At 60.4% G+C, this 25,073-nt stretch carries 17 protein-coding genes; 13 read left to right on the top strand and 4 right to left on the bottom strand.

What is annotated here, in order from left to right; all coding sequences use genetic code 11:
* Positions 1-26: 26 nt before the first annotated feature.
* The 3 genes from PH547_RS08970 (at position 27) to PH547_RS08960 (ending at position 1,591) form a co-directional block, all read left to right on the top strand.
* A complete protein-coding gene (locus PH547_RS08970; protein ID WP_104822468.1) occupies positions 27-929 on the top strand; it encodes a DMT family transporter in 903 nt (300 codons plus the stop codon).
* A gap of 102 nt (positions 930-1,031) precedes the next feature.
* Positions 1,032-1,229 carry a type II toxin-antitoxin system VapB family antitoxin gene (locus PH547_RS08965; protein WP_104822467.1) on the top strand — a complete coding sequence of 66 codons (198 nt, stop codon included), beginning with the start codon at positions 1,032-1,034 and terminating at the stop codon, positions 1,227-1,229.
* Positions 1,226-1,591: a type II toxin-antitoxin system VapC family toxin gene (locus PH547_RS08960; protein WP_104822466.1), complete on the top strand. Its 366-nt coding sequence runs from the start codon at positions 1,226-1,228 to the stop codon at positions 1,589-1,591. Before PH547_RS08965 ends, PH547_RS08960 begins: the two co-directional genes overlap by 4 nt.
* A 15-nt stretch (positions 1,592-1,606) precedes the next feature.
* Here PH547_RS08960 and PH547_RS08955 read toward each other — a convergent pair whose 3' ends face one another.
* Positions 1,607-2,134: a GNAT family N-acetyltransferase gene (locus PH547_RS08955; protein ID WP_285168105.1), complete on the bottom strand. Its 528-nt coding sequence runs from the start codon at positions 2,132-2,134 to the stop codon at positions 1,607-1,609.
* A 5-nt stretch (positions 2,135-2,139) separates the two neighbouring features.
* Positions 2,140-3,804: an electron transfer flavoprotein-ubiquinone oxidoreductase gene (locus tag PH547_RS08950; protein WP_104822465.1), complete on the bottom strand. Its 1,665-nt coding sequence runs from the start codon at positions 3,802-3,804 to the stop codon at positions 2,140-2,142.
* A 285-nt stretch (positions 3,805-4,089) separates the two neighbouring features.
* On the opposite strand from PH547_RS08950, the gene PH547_RS08945 reads away from it, so the two are divergent.
* From PH547_RS08945 to PH547_RS08920, 6 genes are all read left to right on the top strand, one after another.
* Positions 4,090-4,878: an SDR family oxidoreductase gene (locus PH547_RS08945; RefSeq protein ID WP_285168102.1), complete on the top strand. Its 789-nt coding sequence runs from the start codon at positions 4,090-4,092 to the stop codon at positions 4,876-4,878.
* Between the two features lie 431 nt (positions 4,879-5,309).
* Positions 5,310-6,554, top strand: coding sequence for an efflux RND transporter periplasmic adaptor subunit (locus PH547_RS08940; protein WP_104822464.1), 1,245 nt, complete (start codon positions 5,310-5,312; stop codon positions 6,552-6,554).
* Positions 6,551-9,670 carry an efflux RND transporter permease subunit gene (locus PH547_RS08935; RefSeq protein WP_285168099.1) on the top strand — a complete coding sequence of 1,040 codons (3,120 nt, stop codon included), beginning with the start codon at positions 6,551-6,553 and terminating at the stop codon, positions 9,668-9,670. Before PH547_RS08940 ends, PH547_RS08935 begins: the two co-directional genes overlap by 4 nt.
* Positions 9,671-9,910: 240 nt before the next feature.
* A complete protein-coding gene (locus PH547_RS08930) occupies positions 9,911-11,200 on the top strand; it encodes an Hsp70 family protein (protein ID WP_285168097.1) in 1,290 nt (429 codons plus the stop codon).
* Between the two features lie 55 nt (positions 11,201-11,255).
* The gene (locus PH547_RS08925) at positions 11,256-12,146 is read left to right on the top strand and encodes a uracil-DNA glycosylase (protein WP_285168095.1); all 891 of its coding nucleotides are present in this window, start codon (positions 11,256-11,258) and stop codon (positions 12,144-12,146) included.
* A 142-nt stretch (positions 12,147-12,288) separates the two neighbouring features.
* Positions 12,289-12,480 (top strand): hypothetical protein, encoded by a 192-nt coding sequence (locus tag PH547_RS08920; RefSeq protein WP_285168093.1) that lies wholly within the window; start codon positions 12,289-12,291, stop codon positions 12,478-12,480.
* 396 nt (positions 12,481-12,876) lie between these two features.
* On the opposite strand, the gene PH547_RS08915 is transcribed toward PH547_RS08920, so the two are convergent.
* Positions 12,877-13,752, bottom strand: a complete 876-nt coding sequence (locus tag PH547_RS08915; RefSeq protein WP_285168092.1) for a hypothetical protein — start codon at positions 13,750-13,752, stop codon at positions 12,877-12,879.
* Between the two features lie 339 nt (positions 13,753-14,091).
* Here PH547_RS08915 and PH547_RS08910 point away from each other — a divergent pair, with 339 nt between their 5' ends.
* The 4 genes from PH547_RS08910 to PH547_RS08895 all read left to right on the top strand — a co-directional run bounded on the left by PH547_RS08910 (position 14,092) and on the right by PH547_RS08895 (position 21,998).
* The gene (locus PH547_RS08910) at positions 14,092-15,330 is read left to right on the top strand and encodes an MFS transporter (protein WP_285168206.1); all 1,239 of its coding nucleotides are present in this window, start codon (positions 14,092-14,094) and stop codon (positions 15,328-15,330) included.
* A 191-nt stretch (positions 15,331-15,521) separates the two neighbouring features.
* On the top strand, positions 15,522-16,631 hold the full coding sequence (locus PH547_RS08905) for a methyl-accepting chemotaxis protein (RefSeq protein WP_285168085.1): 1,110 nt from the start codon (positions 15,522-15,524) through the stop codon (positions 16,629-16,631).
* Positions 16,632-16,804: 173 nt separating this feature from the next.
* The gene (gene pepN, locus PH547_RS08900; protein WP_285168083.1) at positions 16,805-19,453 is read left to right on the top strand and encodes an aminopeptidase N; all 2,649 of its coding nucleotides are present in this window, start codon (positions 16,805-16,807) and stop codon (positions 19,451-19,453) included.
* 229 nt (positions 19,454-19,682) lie between these two features.
* The gene (locus PH547_RS08895; RefSeq protein ID WP_104822457.1) at positions 19,683-21,998 is read left to right on the top strand and encodes a PAS domain-containing sensor histidine kinase; all 2,316 of its coding nucleotides are present in this window, start codon (positions 19,683-19,685) and stop codon (positions 21,996-21,998) included.
* A gap of 104 nt (positions 21,999-22,102) precedes the next feature.
* Here the strand turns inward: PH547_RS08895 and PH547_RS08890 are convergent, their stop codons facing one another.
* Complete coding sequence (locus PH547_RS08890) at positions 22,103-25,063, bottom strand: bifunctional [glutamine synthetase] adenylyltransferase/[glutamine synthetase]-adenylyl-L-tyrosine phosphorylase (protein ID WP_285168081.1); 2,961 nt, start codon at positions 25,061-25,063, stop codon at positions 22,103-22,105.
* Positions 25,064-25,073: the final 10 nt, after the last annotated feature.

The following is a 25,073-nucleotide window of genomic DNA, read 5'->3' as shown; positions in this document are numbered from 1 at the left end:
TCCGGACGGTTCGAAAGGATACGTCGATGACTGCTTTGACACTCTCCTCCCGCAAAACGATGCCTGCCACAATCGGTTATGCAGGCGCCATCGTTACGGTCTTGATCTGGGCCAACTGGATTCTTGCCACCCGCCACACCGCGGAAACGCAGATGGGCACGATCGACCTCGGCCTGATCCGCTATGGTATTCCGGCATTGGTGCTTTCTCCCGTCTGGCTGCGGACCGGGCTGCTGCCCAAGGGCGTGTCGCTGAAGCTATTGGCACTGATGGTCTGCGGCGCCGGCGCGCTCTTCTTCCAGTTGACGACCTTCGCAATCCACTCCACGCCCGCCGCTTCGGCCGGTATTCTGCTTGGCGGCTCCATGCCGCTGGCGGCTGCGCTTATTGGCGTGTTGCTGTTTCGCGAGCGGCCCGACATCACCCGCTGGCTCGGCCTCGGCGGTATTGTCGCCGGCGTCGTCATCCTCCTGGCGCGCAGTCTTTCCGGCGTGGAGATGTCCTGGATCAGCTTCACACTTCTGCCGCTCGGCGCTTTGCTCTGGGCCGGCTACACCCACGCGTTCCGCCGCTCCGGCCTGAACGCCATCCAGGCAAGCGCCATCATCGCCATCTGGTCGTTCCTTATTCATGTCGGCCTGGCTCTGATCTTCGGCAGCTCGCTCGCCTCTATCCCGCTGCCGGAAATCGGCCTGCAGGTCGTCAGCCAAGGCCTGCTTTCCGGCCTCGCCGCCACGCTCGCCTACGGTCTCGCCGTCCAGGCTCTTGGCGGCACACAAGCTGCAGCCTTCACCGCCATCACCCCGGTTCTCGCCACCTTCGGCGGCGGGCTGCTGCTTGGCGAACCGATCGGTGCTGCTGAAATTGCAGCGGCGGTTGTCACGGGTATGGGCGTCGCGCTTTCGACGGGAGTTTTGTCGAGGAAGTGAATACGGCGATCAGGACGATGAATTGAAGGCTGCCCTCGGGCAGCCTTCCGCGTTGATAGCGGCATCATCTGATGCTAATTTTGATGACAAAGGAGCATGTTAATGCGGACCACAGTAACCATTGATGACAAATTGCTCGCGGATGCGCGCGAAGTCACGGAATTGGCTGAGACCTCAGCGATCGTGCGCGAGGCGTTGAAAGCGCTTATCGAGCGAGAAGCTGCCAGAACGCTTATACGCCTTGGCGGCACGGAACCAGATATTGCGGCCCCTCCTCGTCGTCGGTTTGGTGTCGAATGATCTTGGTCGATACGTCGATTTGGATCGATCATTTTCATTCGCTGGACGCTAAACTTCAGTCTTTATTGGAGCAGAAACAGGTTCTCATCCATCCCTTCGTGATCGGTGAGATCAGCCTCGGAAACCTGAGGCAATATGATCTTGTTATGAGAAGTCTGAGCCGGTTGTATCAGATTTCAAAGGCGCCAGATGATGACGTTCTTTATTTTATCCGGAGCAATAGATTACAAGGTATGGGCATTGGCTATGTCGATGCTCACCTGGCGGCGGCGGCAATATTGACACCTGGCACCTATCTCTGGACGCGCGACAAGCGGCTACAGCGCGTTGCCGAAAATCTCAGGATTGCCGCGTTGTTGTAGCCGGAAAAGCCCTGCTCAGAACCACAGCGCCATGGCGACCCGCCTTTCGGGATCGCCGCCATGGTCGATCTCGAATTTTAGAATCTCAAAAAGCCCCGCTGGCATCTCAGGCTCATCCAGCACTCGAAATCCAAGCGAGGTGTAAAACGGCGCGTTGAACGGCACATAACGATCTGTCGTCAGTGTGACACCTGATGCGCCCCGCATCCGCGCCGCCTCGATCATGCCCAGCATCAGGCGCCGCCCGACGCCCTTTCGCTGCCAACGCTGCATGACGTCGATCTCCATGACATAGACTGTGTCATCAAGCTCGGCCCCGGCGGCGAAGGCGAAGGGTTGGTCCAGATGGTCCACCGCCACGAACAGCAGCTTCGCATCGAGCGACGTCTCCAGCTTCTGGCGCGGCACGGTCCTGCCATCATCCTCCCTGCCGAGCGCACGCCCGAGGGTTGCGAAGGCATCGATCTCGATTTCCGCCATACACTCCAGGTCAGCAGAGCGGGCGAGGCGGATTGCGTATGCGTCTCGCCCGATCTCTCCCATGGTCATCACATATTCGGATAGACTGGCCCCTCGCCGCCCTGCGGCGGCACCCAGTTGATGTTCTGGTTGGGGTCCTTGATGTCGCAGGTCTTGCAGTGCACGCAGTTCTGGGCGTTGATGACGAAGATGTCCTTGCCGTCCTTTTCCACCCATTCATAGACGCCGGCCGGACAGTAGCGCGTCGACGGGCCGGCATAGATGTCGTGCTCCGAGCGCTTCTGCAGGTCCATGTCCTTGACCTTGAGATGCACCGGCTGGTCTTCCTCATGATTGGTGTTCGACAGGAACACCGACGAGAGACGATCGAAGGTCAGAACGCCATCCGGCTTTGGATAGGCGATCGGCTTGTGCTGGGCGGCCGGCTCCAGTGACTGCGCATCGGTCTTGCCGTGTTTCAGCGTGCCGAAGAAGGAAAAGCCGAACAGCGTGTTCGTCCACATGTCGAGACCGCCAAGCGCCACGCCTATCGCCGTGCCGAACTTCGACCACAGCGGCTTGACGTTGCGGACCTTCTTCAGGTCGCGGCCGATATCCGTCTGGCGCCATTCGTTCTCGATCTCGATCACCTCGTCATTGGCGCGGCCGGCGGCAATTGCTGCGGCGATCTTGTCGGCCGCCAGCATGCCCGACAGCACCGCATTGTGGCTGCCCTTGATGCGCGGCACGTTGACGAAACCGGCCGAACAGCCGATCAGCGCCCCGCCGGGGAAGGAAAGCTTCGGCACCGACTGGTAACCGCCTTCGGTGATGGCGCGCGCCCCATAGGAGAGGCGTTTGCCGCCCTCGAAGGTGGAGCGGATCGCCGGGTGCGTCTTGAAGCGCTGGAATTCCTCGAAGGGATAGAGATAGGGGTTCTTGTAATTGAGGTGCACGACGAAGCCGACGGCGACGAGATTGTCTTCGAGGTGATAGAGGAACGAGCCGCCGCCGGTCTTCATGCCCAAAGGCCAGCCGAAGGAGTGCTGCACCAGGCCCTGTTTGTGGTGCTCGGGCTTAACCTGCCAGAGTTCCTTGAGGCCGATGCCGAACTTCGGTACGTCACGTCCCTCATCGAGCTTGAACCTGGCAATGAGCTGCTTGGCAAGCGAACCGCGCACGCCTTCGCCGATCAGCACGTATTTGCCGAGCAGCGCCATGCCGCGGGTATAGTTCGGGCCGGGCTCGCCGTTCTTTTCGATACCCATGTCGCCAGTGGCAACACCGATGACGGCACCTTCGTCATTGTAAAGCACTTCGGTGGCGGCAAAGCCGGGATAGATCTCGACACCGAGGGCCTCCGCCTTTTCGGCGAGCCAGCGACAGACGTTGCCGAGCGAGACGATATAATTGCCGTGGTTGTTCATCAGCGGCGGCATCAGCGCGTTCGGCAGGCGGACGGAGCCGGCCGGTCCGAGCACCAGGAAATGATCGTCCGTCACCTTGGTCTTGAAAGGATGGCCGTCTTCTTGGCGCCAGCCGGGCAGCAGCCGGTCGATGCCGATGGGATCGACAACGGCACCCGACAGGATATGGGCGCCGACTTCCGCGCCCTTCTCGAGCACGACGACGGTCAGATCGGGATTGACCTGCTTCAGACGGATCGCCGCCGCAAGACCAGCCGGCCCCGCTCCGACGATCACCACGTCGAATTCCATGCTTTCGCGTTCTGGCAGCTCGCTAGCGTCGGTCATTCACTCTGTCTCCCATTGGCCAGGCTCCGATTGGTGGCGCGCGGCCTTGTCCCTTTTTGGACGTCTTCCCGTTTCGGCTATCTCTTGTCAAAACGGGAGAGGATTGTCGAGCCGGGAAGCGACAGCCGATCCTCCAATTCGCACAACCGGCCCGGAAATTATATTCCCCTTACGTCAACGTCAATATCTAGCTGCTTTCGCTTGCCGTTTATCGGCTTTCAAAAAGCGTTCCCGGCATTCTATAAAACCCATGGAAATATTCGGTCAGCGTAAAGGATGAACAAGATGGATCTCGGCATCAAAGGAAAGCGGGCACTGGTTCTGGCTTCGTCCAAGGGGCTTGGCCACGGCATTGCCATGGCGCTGGCACGCGAGGGGGCGAATGTCCTGCTTTGCGGCCGTAGCGGCGAGAGGCTGGAGAGCAATTGCAAGGCCATCAACGCCGAAGGGAAAGGTCGGGCCGATTGGATCTGGGCCGATCTCAACGACGAGATGTTCGTCGAGACCGTCAGCAAGGCCGTGACCGACAAGCTCGGCGGCCTCGACATCCTCGTCAACAATACCGGCGGGCCAACCCCGGGAACGTCGGAAGATATGACCGCCGACCGGCTGGAAACCTATTTCCTATCGATGGTGGCGCGGGTCATCACACTGACCAATGCGCTGCTTCCCGGCATGAAGGCACAAGGTTGGGGACGCATCCTGACCGTTGCCTCCTCCGGCATCATCGAACCGATCCCTAATCTGGCACTTTCCAATACGCTGCGTCCCGCGCTTGCCGGTTGGAGCAAGACATTGGCGGCAGAGGTAGCGGCGCATGGCATTACCGTGAATATGCTGTTGCCGGGCAGCATCGCCACCGACCGGCTGGCCGACCTTGACAGCGCAGCGGCCAAACGTACCGGCAAAAACCTGGAGGACATCCAAGCCGAGCGGCAACAACGCATTCCCGCCGGCCGCTACGGCTCGATCGAAGAATTCGCGGCGACGGCCGCCTTTCTTTGCAGCGAACCTGCAAGCTATGTCACGGGTTCGATGATCCGCTGCGACGGCGGCGCGGCGCGCTCGCTCTGAGGACAAAAGCGGCGAACGAGGGACTTCGCCTTTGGAGGCGCGGTCCGCCCGAACACAATTACGTGAGAAACAGATAGGCTAATATTGGGCTTCAACCCTCCCGTTTCCGGGTGGGTAAGGGCAAAAGATCAGCATTGCCGCGCTTTTATTACAGAACGGCAATCAAAAAATAGTCATTTCGGCCATTTATTGCACTGCAAACGAAAGCATACCGGCAAAGCTTTCCAACTGTTAATTTTTCACCCTGTCGAACAGGTGGTAGGTTACTGCGAACTAGCGTTCATCAATACACGTTATAGGGACAGAATACCGAACGTTAGCGGTAACGGCGATGTGATGGGTGATGGCAGAACGCGTCTTTTGTGCGTTGCAACAAACCCGCCTCGAGGTCACCGCATTTTCCTGCAACTCGCCTCGACCGGTTTTTAAATATGAAGAAATTTTGGCTCTCTCTCGGCCTTCTCGTTGTCGCAGCTCTTGCAGTCTGGAGCTACCGTGACCGTATCCCCTTTATGTCCGCTTTGGTCGACAAAGCATCCGCCAAGACCGAGGATAGCAGCAAGGCAGCGGATGCCGGCGGCCACGGCAAGCGTCAGATCGCGCCCCAGGTGGTCAAGACCGTGGCAGTCACGAAAACGACGCTCCCCAACGACGTAACCGCCACCGGCTGGGCTGATGCGCAGGACACGACGACGATTGCCGCGCAGGAATCCGGTATCATCACCTCGATTGAAGCTCAGGATGGCGCCATGATCAAGGCCGGCGACCTGATCGCAAAGCTCGATCCGCGCACGGCCCAGGCCTCCGTCGATAAGGACCAGGCAAACCTTATCAAGGACCAGGCGACGCTCACGGAAACCGAAGCGGCCCTGACGCGGGCCAAGACCCTTCTCAACGGAGCCGGCACGCAGCAGACGGTAGACCAGGCCGTCGCGGCGCGCGACACGGCCGCCGCAACGGTCAATGGCGACAAGGCACAGCTCGCATCCGATCAGGTGCTGCTCGAACACACCGAAATCCGCGCGCCCTATGATGGCCGTCTCGGCGATGTCACCCTCAGCGTCGGTGCTTATGTGAGCCCCGGCACGGCCATCGTATCGATCGCCCAATACGATCCGATCTACGTCAAGTTCCACCTGCAGGAGAGCCATTTGCGCGAACTGGAGGAAGCGATGAAGGCCGGGACCGTTCCCGTCAGCACCGTGCCCCGGTCGGCTGAGGGCAAGTCGCGCCAAGGCGCCATGAGCTTCTATGACAACCAGGTCGATGCCGCATCCGGCACGATCCTCGCCAAGGCGAAGTTCAACAATGCCAACGGCGCCATCTGGCCCGGCCAGTCGGTCAACATCGTCGTACACTTCAACGACAACCAGCCTGTTCTCGTCACGCCGACGGTTGCGATCAGCCCCGGCCCCGATGGCTTCTTTGCCTTTGTCGTCAAGGACAACAAGGTGCACATGACGCCGGTCACCGTCGCGCGCCAGAACGGCGGGTACACTGCGATCGCCAAGGGCCTTTCGGAGGGCGACCATGTCGTGACCGAGGGACAGGTGCAGTTGAACGATGGCCAGAGCGTGAACGAGCAATTCAGCGATGCCACGCCGCAGAAAGTCGCCTCGGCTGACGATCAGTCGGGTCAGAAAACCGAAACGATCTCTGTCGGAGCGCAGCAATGATCCCCAGCTTCTGCATCAGCCGGCCGGTCGCGACGACGCTTCTGGCCTTGGGGGTGGTCATGGCAGGCTGGGCGGGCTATCGCCTCGTGCCCGTTGCCGCCTTGCCGCAGGTCGACTTTCCGACCATCAACGTCACTGCGCAGCTAACAGGTGCTTCGCCGCAGACCATGGCGACTTCGGTTTCGACGCCGCTGATCAAGCAGTTCGAGACCATCCCGGGCATCAGCGAAATCTCCTCGACGAACTCGCTCGGCAACACCAGCATCGTGCTGCAATTCGACCTGAACCGCGATATCGACGCGGCTGCGGCTGACGTTCAGGCGGCAATCTCGCACGCGACTCGGCAATTGCCCGATAACCTGACCGTGCCGCCGAGCTATCGCAAGACCAACCCGGCCGATGCGCCGGTCATGCTGCTGGCGGTGCAGAGCGATACGATGCCGCGCAGCAAGCTTGATGAAATCGCCGAAGACATCATCTCGCCGTCGCTGTCCACTCTTCCCGGCGTGGCGGAAGTGACGGTGTTCGGCGCCCAAACCTATGCCGTGCGCGTCGAAGTCGATCCCGCCAAGCTGCAGGACCGCAGCATCGGCATCGATACTGTCAACAATGCGCTGGTCAACGCCAACAGCCAGGTTCCGGTGGGCACTCTGCAGAACAATTCGCAGAGCATGACCATCAACTCCGATACGCAGCGCACCAATGCTGCGGAGTTCCGTTCGCTTGTCATCGCCAACCCGAACGGCGCGCCGATCCATCTCAGCGATGTCGCGGACGTTCAGGACAGCGTGGAAAATACCAATGCCGGCTCCTGGTATGACGGCAAGCGGGCGATCATTCTTGCCATCCAGCGCCAGCCGGATGCCAATACGGTCGATGTGGTCGACGCCATCAACGCCAAACTGCCGCAACTACACGCGGAAATCCCGGCCTCGGTGAAGACGACCGTTATGAACGATTCGGCTCAGCCGATCCGCGACGCGATTTCAGACGTCAAATTCACGCTGATGCTGACGATCGGCCTCGTCGTGCTGGTCATCTATCTCTTCACCGGTCACGTTACGGCAACGATCATACCCGGCCTCGCCGTGCCGCTGTCGCTGATCGCGACCTTCGGCATGATGTATATTCTCGGATACAGCATCGATAATATCTCGCTGCTCGGATTGACACTCGCGGTCGGTCTCGTGGTGGACGACGCCATCGTCATGCTCGAGAACATATTGCGACATGTCGAAGAGGGCATGCCGGTGCTGCAGGCGGCGCTCAAGGGCTCGGCGGAAGTCAGCTACACGATCATATCGATGTCGATTTCGCTAATCGCCGTGTTCATTCCGATCCTGCTGATGGGCGGCGTCGTCGGCCGTATCTTCAACGAGTTCGGCATGGTCGTCGCCATCGCCATCGTGTCTTCCGCGATCGTATCGCTCACCGTCACCCCCATGCTCAGTTCGCGCCTGTCGGCGGGCCATGGAGAGCCCCCCTATCCGGTGCGTCTCTTCAACGCCGGCTTCGAATGGACCCAGCGCGGCTACGACAAAGGCGTCGCCTGGTGTCTTCGCCACCGCGGCACGGTGCTCCTGAGCTTCCTCGGCTCGGTTGCCCTCTCGGCATACCTCTTCATGGTCCTGCCGGCGAGCTTCTTCCCGACGGAAGATATCGGCCGCCTGACGATCTCGACGCAGGCCCGCCAGGATATTTCCTATCCGGCGATGCAGGACCTGCAGAACCAGGCTGCAGCACTCGTAAAACAGAATCCGGCCGTCGCTCACGTCATGTCGATCGTCGGCGGCAATGCGCGTCAGCCGCTTAATAACGGCACGATGTATGTGGAACTCAAGGCAAAGGATCAGCGGGAGCCGCTGGACAATACCCTACGGGAGCTGCGCGCCAGCATCAGCAAGATTGCCGGCCTGAAGGCCTATATCACGCCCCAGCAAAGCCTCCGCTTCGGTGGCCGTCAGACCGCCAGCCAGTATCAGCTCGTCGTCCAGGCGCTCAGCGCCGACCAGACCAATCTCTGGGCCAATAAGATCGAGGATGCGATGCGCCGCGACCCGCGCTTCACGGACGTCGCCTCGGACGAGCAGAACAATGCATTGCAGGCCAATATCGTCGTCGATACCGAAAAGGCAGCGCAATACGGGATCAACAACAATCAGTTGCGCACGTCGCTGGAAGAAGGCTTCGGCGGTTATACCGCGGCACAGATCCAGTCGACCGGCGACAGCTATGACGTGATTGTCGAGTTCGATACCAGCAAGCCCTGGGACGACCAGAAGCTACAGGAAATCCAGATTGCTTCCGCAAGCGGAGCCCTGGTGCCCCTATCGAACTTCGCCCATGTCCAGCGCACGACCGGCCCCGTCACCATCAACCAGACCGGCCAGCTCGTTTCGACCACTGTTTCCTTCAACCTGCCAGCCGGCGAAGCACTCGGCGACGCAACGGCGCAGATCGAGCAGATCAAGAAGGATCTCAACATGCCGGCGGACGTCTTCACGTCCTACGGCGGTACCGCCCAGATCTTCCAGCAGTCGCAGGGCAGCACGCCTTACCTGATCCTTGCCGCCGTGCTGACGATCTATGTGGTTCTCGGCGTTCTCTACGAGAGCTTCATCCATCCGCTGACCATTCTTTCCGGCCTGCCGGCCGCCGCTCTCGGCGCCCTGCTTGCCCTGAAAGTTTTCGGCTTCGACCTGTCGATCATCGCGCTCATCGGCTTGCTGATGCTGATCGGTATCGTCAAGAAAAACGCGATCATGATGATCGACGTGGCGCTGGAAACGCTTCGATCGACCCCCGGCATATCGCCGGCGGAAGCGATCCATGAAGCCTGCGTGCGCCGTTTCCGTCCGATCATGATGACGACCTTCTGCGCCCTGCTCGGCGCGCTGCCGATCGCCGTCGGTGGCGGCGCCAGCTCGGAACTGCGCCAACCGCTCGGTATTGCCGTCGTCGGCGGCCTTGTCGTCTCGCAGATCCTGACGCTGTTCATCACGCCGGTCATCTTCCTCGAAATGAACCGTCTGAACGACTTCGTCGGTCGTCTTGGCAAGCGCAAGGAAAAGCATCAGCACGAAGAAGAAACGCCGACCGCAATCGCGGCCGAATGATACCAGACGGGCGCCTCGCGGCGCCCGTTTTACTTTGGCGTGATCCAAAACCCGAGACCGCGCAGCGAAAACTGCGAAGCGATTTTCGGATAAGGTCATTGCGAAACAAATGCTCTCTCACGTCTTGCGCTTACAATTCAGCCATGCCATGACGCGCCCTCTTTACGACAAGGGCGCGTCTCGCGTTCCATAAGGGGCGTTGCCCCATTCCAAAAAATTTCAGCAGAAGGGAGTGCGGGCATGGCTCGAGCGCTTGGTTTCGACTTCGGCACAACGAACACGGTTTTGGCGCTCGCCGATGGCCCGGCGACACAATCGGTCGCCTTCACCAGTGTCGCCGGCACCGCCGACAGCATGCGCACGGCCCTGTCCTTCATGAAGGATCCGGGACTGGGTGCTGCGGCGCTGAAGGTCGAGGCTGGGCATGCTGCCATCCGGCAGTTCATCGACAATCCCGGCGATTGCCGCTTTCTGCAATCCATCAAAACCTTTGCGGCCAGTGCGCTTTTCCAGGGCACGCTGGTCTTTGCCAAGCGCCACACCTTCGAGGATCTGATGGAGATCTTCGTGCGCCGGCTGCGCGCCTATGCCGGCGATGCTTGGCCGACGGATGTCGGCCGCATCGTCACAGGACGGCCGGTGCATTTTGCTGGCGCCAACCCGGATGCATCCCTCGCCACTGCCCGATATAACGCGGCACTGGCGCGCTTCGGCTTTCCTGAAATCCATTACGTCTACGAACCTGTGGCCGCGGCTTTCTATTTCGCCCAGCATCTGAAAACGGATGCGACCGTGCTGGTGGCCGATTTCGGCGGCGGCACTACCGACTATTCGCTGATCCGCTTCGAGACCCATGGCGGAAAGCTAACGGCGACCCCGATCGGCCATTCCGGCGTCGGCATTGCCGGCGATCACTTCGACTTCCGGATGATCGACAACATCGTTTCGCCGGCGATCGGCAAGGGCAGCCTCTTCAAAAGCTTCGACAAGCTGCTGGAAGTGCCCACCTCCTACTATGCCAATTTCGGCCGCTGGAACCAGCTATCGATCTTCAAGACCTCGCGCGAATATGCCGATCTGAAGACGCTGGTGCGCAGCAGCCTGGAGCCGGAAAAGCTCGAAACCTTTATCGAGCTCGTCGAACACGATGAGGGCTATCCGCTCTATCAGGCCGTGTCGGCGACGAAGATGGCGCTTTCGGCGGAAGAGGAAGCGGAATTCAACTTCCCGCCGCTCGGTAAGGCCGGCCGCAGGACCGTGCGCCGCAGCGATTTCGAAAGCTGGATCGCCGACGATCTCGCCCGCATCGAATGCGCATTGGATGACGTGCTGGCGACCACCAACACGTTGCCGGGGAGCATCGACAAGGTGTTCCTCACCGGCGGCACCTCTTTCGTGCCCGCGGTGCGCCGCATCTTTACCGAACGCTTCGGTCAGGAACGGATCGAAACCGGCGGCGAGCTGCTGTCGATCGCCCACGGCCTTGCCTTGATCGGCGAGCGCGATGACATCAGCCAGTGGACGGCGTGAGGGTAGAGAACACCCTCCCCTTTCGTTCTTCCGCCGCTTTGGTTAGAGTTCGTCCATGATCTCCGCCAACGACCTCACTCCGGCTGAACTTGCCGCCCTTCTGCATTTTCATGCGGATGCCGGCGTCGAATGGCTGCTCGAAGAGGAGGCCGTTGATCGCTTTGCCGAATTCGCGGCGATGAAGGCCGCTCGCCAAGGCACCCGGCCAGCAGCCCAGCCGCGTGCCGAGACACCCCCGCCTGCGACACGACCCGCGGCGCAGCCGGAACGTCGCCAGGCCCCGCAACCGGCCGCCGTGCCGATGTCACCGCGAAGCGCACCCGCCATCCCTGACGAGCAGGCCGTCGAACAAGCCCGGTTCGCTGCCGAAAGCGCCCGGTCATTGAACGAACTCAAGACCGCGCTGGAAGCGTTCAATAGCTGCAATCTAAAAAACAGCGCACGCTCGACCATCTTCGCCAGCGGCAGCGCCGAAGGCCGCATCATGGTGATCGGCCCGATGCCCAGCGCCGACGACGACCGCGAAGGCCTGCCCTTTGCCGGACGAACCGGACAATTGCTTGACAAGATGCTGGGCGCCATCGGTCTGCAGCGCGACGGCATCCTGCTCACCAATGTCATTCCGTGGCGGCCGCCAGGCAACCGTGCGCCGTCGGCGCCGGAAGTCGAGATATGCCGCCCCTTCATCGAGCGGCAGATCGCGCTCGCGGAGCCAAAAGCCCTGCTGCTGCTCGGCAATTTCACCGCCCGTCATTTCTTCGAAAGCAACGAAACTATTCACGGCCTGCGCGGACAATGGCGGGAAGTGACGATAGCCGGCCGGACGATACCGGCAATCGCCAGCCTCCACCCCCAGGAACTGTTGACTGCGCCAATCAATAAGCGCTTGGCTTGGAACGATCTTTTGACCTTCAAAAGTCGGATCGACGCCGGAGATTCGGACTAATTTTTCACCAATATTAACGGAAGATGAAACTTGTTATGCATTCTTTGCATGGCAGTCTTCCAGTCGTGTGCATTGCGGAATCAATGCTGCATTGCAATATATCCGGTGTGTCTTGGGAGGAAATTTGAAAGGAACCAAGGCCATGACTGCTCGTTTCCGTCCTATCCATAGCGGGTTTGATACCCTGCGCCGCGTCATCGTACCCGTGCGCGCCACCAAAGGTCATCGCAGCCTCGGCATTGCCGCCAATGAGCAGATGACTGCTCGCGGTACCGGCATCTCCGCTCGCGTTGCTCGTCCGACCGCTATATTCGCCGATTTCCGCGAGTGCTAACCAATGAAAAGCTGAGGCAAATCAAGGCTTCGCATTGTAGTTTGCAGATGCTTGATATTCCGAAGCGAGTATGAAGTTCCGCGAAATTCGCGACAGCATCGTGTATGATTTTGTTTCAGGGGTGACATCGTGTCTTTAGGTTTGCGTTCTTTTTTCACTCTTCTCGATTCCGTGGGACATATCGGCTCCGCGGTGCGCGCAGCAGAGGAATTCGAGCGCTCCCGCAGCCTGCGCAAGGCCGATCAGCGCGAGCTGAGCCCCGCACGTACAGTGGCTGCAAGCATCCCCCTATAGGTTTGGAAAGAGCGAGGTCGATGATCCCGCTCTTTTTTCGGATTTTCATAATAGATTTTCATGAAGAGCAGCGCCGGGCCTAGCCCGGCGTTTTTTTGCGGTTCATTGTTCCGAAACCGCCTGCGCCGCCATCGATTGCGCCCACGCAAAAGCTTCATCCACGGCAGCCAGTTTCACTGCCTGCCAGCGGCAATATTCGTCCAGGAAGTCGCGAGACATCCAAAGGCGCGTCTTTTTCGGTTCGTCATACCAGCCCAGACTGCCGCCATCGGCAGCCTTGCGCAAAAGGCGCTGCAAATGGGTGCGCGACATCATGAACTGCGCAGCGATTGCCCGCGTATCGATGCGGCCGAGATTGACGCGTCCGTCTACTTCCGTACCCAGGTCCACCCGAGAGACGAGATGGTCCATCACCAGCCCCCCTGCTTCCGTCCAGAGAAACAAGCCGACACGCTCCGGCGGCTCGCGCCAGGCGGTCGTCTCCAGACAGCGGCGCGCCATGCGCGGCTGCGCCACGTCGACCAGTACCGGATGGGCGGCAAGCGTCGCGGCGCGGTTCCCATTGTCGAGTAGGTCAAGCGCGGCGAGATTGGCGAGATACCAGCTGATCATTGCGGTGTGGCTGACCTCGGCCGGCGCATAGCGGCGGGGACGCCGGACAACGCCAGGGGCGGGCATGAGGAAGCGATAGGTCAGCAGTTCCTCGATATAGCTCAGCACGGTGTTGCGGCTTGCGACGCGGTATTGCGTGATGACATCGCGAAGCTTGACGACGGTCAGACCAGAGCCGGGTATGGCCGGATCATATTCGAGATGAAGAGCATAGGCCGTCTGGGTCAAAAGCCAGCGCTGATGCGAGGCCAACAGGCGTGCGATCCGCGGGCCGCTGTCGTAGCGATCCCGCAAAGCCTGGGCCAGGAAACGCAGGGAGGGGACGAATTCGGGATGGCAAGCAAGTTGCTCGACGGAAAAGCTCAATCGGGCCTCCTTATGGCGCCCTTCTAAAATACAAAACGGAAGGAATAGTTCTCATATTTTTTGATTAAACCTGCCGTCACAGATCGAAGCCCCAGATATCCGATAGCATGCTATAGTTATCTGAAAACACTGATATCGCAAGAAGTTAAACAAATAATTTAAGTTTAAAACCATTCTTTCGCCATCATCTTTTTCAATGACCATTCAAGACGAGGGGCCACAGATCAACCACCCGCGTCATGTGCCGTCGCGATTGATCGCGCATCATTGCTGGGATAGAGCAAGATGCGTTTTTGCGATGCGCATCTGCTTCAACCAATCGACCGGAATCCCGCTCCAATGCTGGCCAGCCTCGTCTCGATCGCCAGTCTGATGTTGTCAACGCTGTTGATGATGGTCGGCTATGGCTTGATGAACTTCGTCGTGCCGATCCGCTCCGTGGCGGAAGGCTGGTCGACCTTCACCATTTCGGTGATCGCCACCGGCTACACTTTCGGCTTCACCATATCCTGCATCATCACACCGCGTTTCGTGCAGCGGGTCGGACATGTGCGCGTATTCGGCGCCTTGATCTCGCTGCTCAGTATCGGCATTCTGCTGTGCGCATTGATGGTCGATTGGCGCGCCTGGCTGGCCTTCCGCTGCATCAGCGGCTTCGGCATCGCCGGCGCCTATCTCATCATCGAAAGCTGGTTGAACGAGCGGGTCACCAACGATAACCGCGCGACCATCTTCTCGGTCTATATGATCACCTGCCTGGTCGGCTCGATCGGCGGACAATATCTGGTACCGCTCGGCGATCCCAGCAATACCTCCCTCTTCATCCTGTGCGGCGTCATCTTCGCGCTCGCAATGTTGCCGACGGCGCTATCGACCGCGAAATCGCCGACGCCGATCCATCAGGCCAAGTTCGACCTGCCGAAACTTTACCGGCTGTCGCCGATCGCCTTCGTCGGCTCGCTGCTGTCGGGCGCCCTCTCCGGCACCTGGAGCAGCCTTGGCGGCGTCTATACCCAGAATGTCGGCATGAACACGGCCGAGGGCGCGACGTTGCTCGCCTGCGTGCTCGCCGGCGGTGCCGTGTCGCAAATGCCGATCGGCCGCATATCAGACCAGATGGACCGCCGCTACGTAATGATCGTCTGCGGTGTTATCGGCATCCTTGCCTGCGTCACCATGACGTTGTTCAACGCGCATGGGCAATTGACGCTCTATGTCGCCGGCTTCTTCATCGGCACCGTGCTCTATCCGATCTACGCACTCAATGTCGCTCATGCCAACGACCGCGCGGCGCCGGATGAATATGTCACCATTTCCAGCGGTATCATGCTGCTCTACGGACTGGGCACGGTCTCCGGACCGCTGGTCGGCGGCGCGATGATGCAACTCGCCGGCCCATCCGGCCTTCTCTGGTTCCTGGCCCTCGCCTTTGCGCTATATGCCGGCTATGCGGGGTGGCGCATCGCCATGCGCAAGCCGAACGAAGGACGCATCGAAAAGACGGACTTCCAGTCCATACCCCTGCCCGTCCGGGGCGGCGAACCGACGGGGCGCCGGATGCAGTCTACAGCCGACTGACCGCGTTGAAGCTGCCCGTCGGGACCTTTTTTGGGCCAAAAACGGTATAGTTTCCGAACTGACGGCCGCATTAACCTTTTAAAAACCATAAGCACTTCAATTTAATTTCACCGCGGTCAATAATGCCTGCGGCGCGGCATGTATTTTCAAACGCCTACTTCAGTCTTTACTATTTCCGAGGTTTTCATTCGATGACAGCGGCCCAATCGATGGAGCGGCGTCCTGAGCAGCGTGCGGTAACACCGCGCTCGATGCGGGTCGTCACCGAAGGCATCGGCAAGGATCTGGAGCGATTCAGTAGCGACAACACCAATGTCGTCAAGCAGATCAAGCTTCTCGCGATCAACGCGCTCATCGAGGCGGCCCGCGCCGGCGAAACCGGCAAGGGCTTCGCGGTGGTCGCCAACGAGGTTCAGCGCCTGGCGCAGATCGCAACCGACATCGCGAGTAAATTTGAAGATAACGTTCTCGGCCGTATCGGCGTCACCCGCGGCATGGCCGAAGCGCTGGTCGGGGAGATGGAAGGCGTTCGGCTGACCGATCTTGCCCAGACGCTGGTGCAGCTCATCGTCCGCAATCTCTTCGAGCGCACCGCCGACGTCCGCTGGTGGGCGACCGACACTGCGCTGTGGGAGGCGCTTCAGGACCCGCAGCCGCAACGCCTGGCCTTCGCCGCCGAACGTCTGGGTGTCATCAACCGCTTCTATACGGTCTATCTCGATCTGGTCGTGACCGACATGAAGGGACATGTCATCGCCTCGGCCAATCCCGCCTACCAGCGCAAGCTCGCGGGCGCCAATCTCGCCGCGGATCCCTGGTTCAGGGCAGCCGTCGCCTGCCGGTCGGGTGACGACTATATCGTCGATGAGGTCAAACCCAGCGAGTTGCACGACCGGCGCAATGTGCTCGTCTACGCTACCGGCATTCGGGAAGGCGGACGAACAGATGGCCGACAGATCGGCACGCTGGGCGTCTATTTCGACTGGCAGAACCAGGGACAGGCGATTGTCGACAAGGAGGCCAATCTATCGCCACAGGTCGCCGAAAAGACCGTGGTGATGCTGCTCGACGGCAAGAAACGCGTCATCGCCTGCAGCGATCCGAAATTGATGTTCTCGCATTTCGCGCTCGCCAATCCCGAGGGCATGACGCGGGGCAGCTATTACGACAATAACGGCGCCATCGTCGCTTACGCAAAGACACTCGGCTATGAAGACTATGATGGACTTGGATGGTATGGTGTCGTCGTGCAGCAAACGGAAGCCGACGATGCGATCAAGGCGGCCTTCAATCTGAAATGAGATGTGGCCTTCCTGATCAAATACTTCCCTCGCCATCACAAATCGTAGTGGCGCGGTGATATGACTTTAACTTTGGTTCAGATTTCGATGTAATGATGCGCGCGGATTTGCCTCCGAAGCGCTGCTTCGGATCAACGCCGCCCGCCGCAGTATGAGCCTGATCAGGATAGACCATGCGAACAGACACCGGCCAGATCGTCCATCTGGCAGATTACCGTCCCACCGACTTCGTTCTGGAACGCGTGGACCTCACCTTCGATCTGCACCCGACCGAAACCAAGGTCGAAGCGCGGCTGATCTTTCATCGCCGCGAAGGCACCGACACCAAGGCGCCGTTAGTGCTCGACGGCGACGAGCTCACCCTTTCGGGACTGCTGCTCGACCAGATCGAAGTTCCGGCCGGGCAATTCGAGGCGACAGCGGAAAGCCTGACCGTCCGCGACCTGCCGGAAAGCGTGCCTTTCGAGCTGACGATCACGACGGTCATCAACCCCGAAGCCAACACGCAGTTGATGGGACTTTACCGCACAGGCGGCATCTATTGCACCCAATGCGAGGCCGAGGGCTTCCGCCGCATCACCTATTTCCCGGATCGCCCCGACGTACTTGCTCCCTATACGGTCAACATCATCGCGGATAAAGCGGCCAATCCGCTGCTGTTGTCGAACGGCAATTTTCTCGGCGGGGCCGGTTATGGCGAAGGCAAGCATTTCGCCGCCTGGTTTGATCCGCATCCGAAGCCCAGCTATCTCTTCGCACTTGTCGCCGGCGATCTCGGCGTAGTCGAGGATACGTTCGTCACGATGTCCGGCCGTGAAGTGGCGCTGAAGATCTATGTCGAGCATGGCAAAGAGCCCCGCGCAGCCTATGCCATGGATGCGCTGAAGCGCTCGATGAAATGGGATGAGGAGCGGTTCGGTCGCGAATACGATCTCGACATTTTCATGATCGTCGCCGTCTCCGATTTCAACATGGGGGCGATGGAGAACAAGGGCCTCAACGTCTTCAACGACAAATACGTGCTGGCCGATCCGGAAATCGCCACCGATGCCGACTATGCCAATATCGAGGCGATCATCGCGCATGAATATTTCCACAATTGGACCGGCAATCGCATCACCTGCCGCGACTGGTTCCAGCTCTGCCTCAAGGAAGGCCTGACGGTCTATCGCGATCACGAATATTCCGCCGATCAGCGCTCGCGGCCGGTCAAGCGCATCGCCGAAGTCCGTCATCTGAAATCGGAGCAGTTTCCGGAGGACGGCGGCCCGCTTGCCCATCCGGTCCGCCCGACCAAATATCGTGAGATCAACAACTTCTACACGACGACAGTGTACGAGAAGGGCAGCGAAGTCACCCGCATGATCGCCACCCTCCTCGGCCGCGATCTGTTCAAGAAGGGCATGGACCTCTATTTCGACCGTCACGACGGCCAAGCGGTGACGATCGAGGATTTCATCAAATGTTTCGAAGATGCGAGTGGCCGCGACCTGACGCAGTTCTCGCTCTGGTACCATCAGGCCGGCACGCCGCTGGTAACCGCCTCCGGCACCTACGACGCCGGCGCCAAGACCTTCGCGCTGTCGCTTGAACAGATGGTGCCGGCCACTCCCGGCCAGCCGAACAAGGAACCCATGCATATCCCGCTGCGCACGGCGCTTTTCGCCGCGGATGGGACGTTGTTGACGCCGACATCGGTGACCGGAGCGGAACTGACCGACGACGTCCTGCACCTGACTACGCGGGCGCAGACGGCAGTCTTCCACGGCATTCCCTCGCGGCCGGTGCTGTCGTTGAACCGCAGCTTCTCGACACCGATCAATCTGCAATTCAGCCAGAGCGCCAAGGACTTGGCGCTGATCGCTCATTATGAAACCGACCATTTCGCACGCTGGCAGGCGCTGATCGACCTTGGCCTGCCGAACCTGCTGCAGGCCGCCCGCGACGCGCGCCAGGGCATCCCTGTCACTTGTGACGCCGCATTCATCGATGCGCTTCTGGCGGCGGCAAGCGACGAGAGCCTGGAGCCAGCCTTCCGCGCCCAGGCGCTGGCTTTGCCGAGCGAAGCCGACATTGCCCGCGAACTTGGCGGCAATAACGATCCGGACGCAATCCATGCCGGCCGTCAGGCGATCCTCGCGCTGGTCGCCGAAGCCGGAAAAGAGATCTTCGCTTCACTCTATGACAACATGCAGACACCCGGACCCTTCAGCCCGGATGCCGCAAGCGCCGGACGCAGAGCATTGCGGAATGCCGCGCTCACCTATCTGTCGCAGTCGGACAATGCGCCGGCTCGCGCCAAAGCGGCCTTTGATGCGGCGAACAACATGACCGATCTCAGTGCCGCCCTGACGATCCTCGCCCACCGGTTTCCGGAGACGGCGGAGGCCAAGGCGGCGCTCGAGACCTTCCATGATCGCTTCACCGGAAACGCGCTGGTCATCGACAAATGGTTCGCCATCCAGGCGGCTATTCCGGGCGCGGCGACCTTGGAGCGCATCCAGGGCCTGATGGAAACGCCGCTTTTCAAGCGCACCAACCCCAACCGCATGCGCGCGCTCGTCGGCACCTTCGCCTTTGCCAATCCGACCGGCTTCGGTCGTGCGGATGGAGCCGGCTATCGCTTCCTCGCAGAGCAAATCCTCGACATCGACCAGCGCAACCCGCAGTTGGCGGCACGCATTCTGACCTCCATGCGTTCCTGGCGCTTGCTGGAACCCGTTCGTGCCGATCACGCCCGCTCCGCTCTGATGCAAATCGAACGCGCCGCCAACCTTTCGACGGATGTTCGCGATATTGTGGATCGCATCCTCAAGGAGTGAATTTCACTTGCTTGTCCGAGATCAAAGCGGGTGATTTGAGCCCGCTTTTTTCAGCCGGAACGAGTCCCGCGCGCCGTCGCCTTACCATTGCGAGTGCAAAAAGCCTCGAAATCGCATATGGTTAAGAAAGTTTTACCCTCCCCTCTGGACAAGGCGAATCACGAGTGATTCATTAAGGCAGATTCGGGCGAGCGGCGCAGCGAATCACACGAGGGACAAGGCTAGAGCGATGGTGGACGTGCGGCGGGCAACCGCGGCCGATGGGCGGCTGCGTGTTAATTTCGACGGTCTGAAATCCTGGCATAGCGGTGTTACCGATCGAGCGGGCGTACGGGCGGAAACGGTTTCGCGCCGTTTTCCGAAGGCCGAACATATCCTGAAACGGGTAATTCCCGTCCTCATCGTCTCCTTTCTGATGGTGGTCGCCGCGTCGCATTTCTTCGGCATGATGATGGAGCATGGGCGGATGACCGCGGCTGCGCGCCGGGCGACATCGCTTTCCATCGCCGCCGCTTCGGCGGCCTTTTCCAACGATGCCAGCCTGTTCCAGATCGGCGACCGAAGCGGCGCGGAAAAGAAACTTGCGACTTACCTTCCGCAGGACCGGCTCGACACCGGCGCATTCGTCCTTCTCGTGCAGGCGAGCGGCCGTGTCTTCGGGTCGTCTGCCGCCGGCTCCGCCTATATCGGCTTGACCATCTCCGATTTCTTCCCCGAAGTGTCAGCCATCCGAAGTTTCGGCGACCATGCCGGCGTGATCGAGACGATGATCGACGGAGCGCCCTTCTACGCGGCGATTTCCTTGATCGGAGACAAGGGCGATTTCGTCCTGTCGGCCGCCTCGATGGAGCAGATCGACAAGCTCTGGCGCGATGAGCTGACGCTGAATGTCACGCTTTTTGCCGGCATTTCCTCGATCCTGCTCGTCATCCTCTATGCCTATTACACCCAGGTGAAACGGGCACGCGATGCCGACGAGATCTTCCTCGAGTCCAATCTGCGCGTCGAGACCGCGCTGTCACGCGGGCGCTGCGGTCTCTGGGATTTTGATTTCGCCAGCCGCGAATTCTTCTGGTCGCGATCGATGTACGACATGCTCGGCCTGCCGGCCGCCGACCGGCCGCTCTCCTTCACCGACGCGGCCCGGATGATGCACCCCGATGATAACAGCCTGCATGTGCTGGCCCGATCGGTCACCCGCGGCACTGCCGGCCAGGTGGATCAGATCCTGCGCATTCGTCATGCCAAAGGACATTATGTCTGGATGCGTGCCCGCGCCCAGGTCATCCGCACCAATTCCGGTCATGTCCACATGATCGGCATCGCCATGGACGTCACCGAACAACATCGGCTGGCGCAGCGCTATGCCGAGGCCGACCAACGTCTGGCCGATGCGATCGAATGCACTTCGGAAGCTTTCGTGCTTTGGGACAAGAACGACCGCCTAGTCATGTGCAACGCCCATTTCCAGCAAGCTTACGGTCTTCCGGACAATGTGCTGGTGCCGGGCACCGAACGCGCCGTGGTCAACGCAGCCGCGGCCCGCCCGGTCATCGAGCGGCGCATTGTCGATCCCGGCCGCTCCAGCCACTCGCAAACGACGGAAGTGCAGCTTGCCGACGAGCGCTGGCTGCAGATCAACGAACGCCGCACCCGCGACGGCGGCCTCGTTTCCGTCGGCACCGACATCACCCAGTTGAAGCGCAACCAGGAGCGCCTGCGCGATTCCGAACGCCGGTTGATGGCGACGATCAACGATCTTTCCGCCTCGCGACAGATCCTCGAGCGGCAAAAGGCGGAGCTTTCGACCGCCAACACCAATTACCTCGCAGAAAAGGAACGCGCCGAAGCCGCCAATAAGGCCAAATCGGAATTCCTCGCGAACATGTCGCACGAACTGCGCACGCCGCTCAACGCCATTCTCGGCTTCTCCGAAATCCTGCAGGATCAGATGTTCGGTCCGCTGGGCTCGGCGAAATACAATGAATATGCCAAGGATATCCACGACAGCGGCAAGCATCTGCTGAACGTCATCAACGACATTCTCGACATGTCGAAGATCGAGGCGGGGCACCTCAAGCTCTCCTGCGAGCGGATCGATCTTGCGCCGTTGATCGAGGAGTGCCTGCGCTTCACCTCCATTCCGGCTGCCTACAAAAACATCCTTGTCGAACAGCGTATCTCCTCCGGCATCAAGCTGACGGCAGATCGCCGCGCCATGAAGCAAATCCTGCTCAATCTTCTTTCCAATGCCGTCAAGTTCACCAATGACGGCGGCCGCATCGCGGTGCGCACGCGCAAGGTCGGGGACGCGGTGATGTTAACGATCGCCGACACCGGCATCGGCATCCCGAAGTCGGCGCTGAGCAAGATCGGTCAGCCGTTCGAGCAAGTGCAGAACCAATATGCCAAGAGCAAGGGAGGCTCGGGCCTTGGCCTCGCCATTTCCCGGTCGCTGACGACACTGCATCACGGCCGCATGCGCATCCGCTCACGCGAAGGCATCGGCACCTTGATTGCCATTCGCATTCCCGATCACGGCTGAGCTAAAGCGCATCGCGATCTCTGGGATTCACTCCTTGCGCTTTAAGCCTTGATTTTGCGCATGTCGTTAGCGCAAAACCGCTGCGCGCTTTTGCGCGACATGCTTTAGGCTCTCACTACCGACTGGAAGACTTTCCGCACCGCTTTCGAAAGTCGCTTCAGTTCCGCTTCCAGCGTCTTGATGTCGGGGCAATCGCCAGCGCGGCAAACCAGCTCGATCAGGCCGGAAGGCGCCTTGTCCGGATCGAACGGTCCATCGACACAAAGCCGGATCAACTGCGACAATTCAGTATAAAGATGCAACGCCTCCAGGCAGAGGTCGAGATCGTTGCGGTCCATCAGGCTGCCGCCCAGCAGCTTTAGCGCCTCGCCGGTGCTGAGGCCATTGGCGTCGATCCCGACGCCCCGGGCGGGTGCGATCAGCCGCAGATATTGCGCGATGAATTCGATATCGATCAGGCCGCCGGGTATGAGCTTCAGGTGCCAGATGCTCACGGGCGGCTTTTCCTGTTCGATCAGCCCCCGCATCTCGGCGACATCCTTGGCGATCTTGGGAACATCGCGCCTTGCCGAAAGCACCTCGCCGATGATCCGCTCCGCATTCAGCACGAGATCCGCGTCGCCGCAGATCAGGCGCGCACGGGAGAGCGCCATATGCTCCCAGGTCCAGGCCTCTCCGCGCTGATATTTCTCGAAGGAATTGATGCGCGTCGCGACCGGGCCCTTGTTGCCGGACGGACGCAGGCGCATGTCGACTTCATAGAGCACGCCCTCCGCCGTCGGCGCGGAGAGCGCAGCCATCAGCCGTTGGGTGATGCGGGTGAAATAGCGCGTCGCATCGAGCGGCTTCGGCCCGGTGGATTCGCCGGCTTCATCGTCATAGTCGTAAAGCAGGATGATATCGATGTCTGAACCCGCGGTGAGCTCGAAACTGCCGAGCTTGCCCATGCCGACGATGGCAACGCGACCGCCTGGATAATCGCCATGGGCCGCCTGGATTTCCTTCATCACCGCGTTCAATGCCGCTTCCACGATCAGATCGGCAAGATAGGTGAAGGCACGGGCGGCCATGGTGCCAGCGATCGCGCCTGTCAGGAGACGGATGCCAATCAGGAAGCGCTGCTCCGAGGCGAAGATGCGCAGCCGGTCCAGCACCTCCTCGTAGTGTACCGCAGGCGCCAGAAAGCTTTTGATCCGCTCGGCCAGATAGTCGCGCGTCGGCAGCTCCGCCATCAGGCCGGGGTCCAACATGCCATCGAAGACATGCGGCTTGGCGGCGATGATTTCGGCAAGCCGCGGCGCCGACGACATGATATTGACGATGAGCGAAAGCAGCGCCGGATTTGTGCTGAGCAGCGAGAAAAGCTGGATGCCTGCCGGCAGGCCGGAGATGAAACTGTCGAAACGCAGCAGCGCCTCATCTGCCCGCTTGCTCTCACCGAACACGCGCAGCAATTCCGGCGTCAATTCAGTCAATCGCTCGCGCGCCTCGACCGATTGCGTGGCGCGATAGCGGCCATAGTGCCATGTCCGGATGACATGGGAGATATCGGAGGAGCGCTCGAAGCCGAGGCGGCGCAACGTCTTCAGCGTATCGGGATCGTCGCCCTGACCGGTGAACACGAGGTTGCCGGTTTCGGTCGAAAGCTTGGTCTCCTGCTCGAATAGACGGGCATAGCGCCGCTCCACCGTCTTTAGCGTGGCAACCAGCGCCTCGGAAAAGCCGGACAGATCGGAAAAGCCCATCATGAAGGCGATACGCTTCAACTCGACATCCGTTTCGGGAAGCAGATGCGTCTGCTCGTCGCGCACCATCTGGATGCGATGCTCGACATCGCGCAGAAACCAATAGGCTTCCGTCAGTTCGTCGCGCGTTTCCGCATCTATCCATTTCGCCCTGGTCAGTTCCCCCAATGTTTCCTCGGTGGCGCGGCAGCGCAGTGCCGGCATGCGGCCGCCGGCGATCAACTGCTGCGTCTGCACGAAGAACTCGATCTCGCGGATGCCGCCGCGGCCAAGCTTGACATTGTGACCCTTGACGGCAATCGCCCCATGACCCTTGTGCGCATGGATCTGCCGCTTGATGGAGTGGATGTCCGATATCGCCGCGTAATCGAGATATTTGCGGAAGACGAAGGGCACGAGGTCGTGGATGAAGGCCTGGCCGGCGGCAATGTCGCCGCCGACGGCACGCGCCTTGATGAAGGCGGCGCGCTCCCAGTTCTGTCCCCTGCCCTCGTAGTAGATCATCGCCGCATCGACGGGAATGGCAAGCGGCGTAGACCCCGGATCGGGACGCAGGCGGAGATCGGTGCGAAAGACGTAGCCGTCGGCAGTGCGCTCCTGCAGGATACGCACCAGGCGGCGCATCAGCCGCGGGAAAATGTCGATCGCATCGTCGGGATTGGCAACGACACCCGCCATTTCGTCGAAGAAAATAACGAGGTCTATATCGGAGGAATAATTCAGCTCTTCGGCGCCGAGCTTGCCCATGCCGAGCACGATGAGGCCGGAGCCACGGCTCGGCGTGGAAGGATCGCGAACCGCGATCTTGCCGGCCTCGTGCGACGATAAGAGCAAATGATCGATCGCTGCCGAAATCGAGGCCTCGGCAAGGGCGCTCAGCCAGCGCGTCGTCGTTCTTCCGTCGAAAATGCGGGCGAGATCGGCGAGCGCGATCAGGAATGAGGCGCGGCGTTTGGCGATGCGCAGGCGGCTCATGACCTCGGATTCCGAAGGCGACGGTGCGCCATCTTGCGCCGGCAGCCAGGCGCGGCGAGCCTCGGCTACCAGGACCTCGATCTGCGGCGACAACGGCTTGCTGATGGCTGCGACGAGGAGCGCCGGGTCGAGATTGGCCATTTCGCGGAGATGGGGCGAGAGCGTCAACGCGGCGAAGATGAAGTCGCGCAACGGGCTGTCACTCCCGAGAAGAGCGGCGATGGCAGGTTCCGATGTGGCGATATCTTTGAGGTCGGCGAGCGTCGCTTTCAGCTCCGTCTGGTTGAGCGGGCGAAGCCGCCCGGGCGGAACATCCTGCAGAAAATCGCTTTCCGTCATCGTCATGCAGCTCTCC

The organism is Rhizobium cerradonense (assembly GCF_030182455.1).
In the GTDB taxonomy this organism is placed as follows: Bacteria; Pseudomonadota; Alphaproteobacteria; order Rhizobiales; family Rhizobiaceae; genus Rhizobium.
Note: the sequence above shows the minus strand (reverse complement) of the source record. Positions and strands in the feature narration are given on the sequence as shown.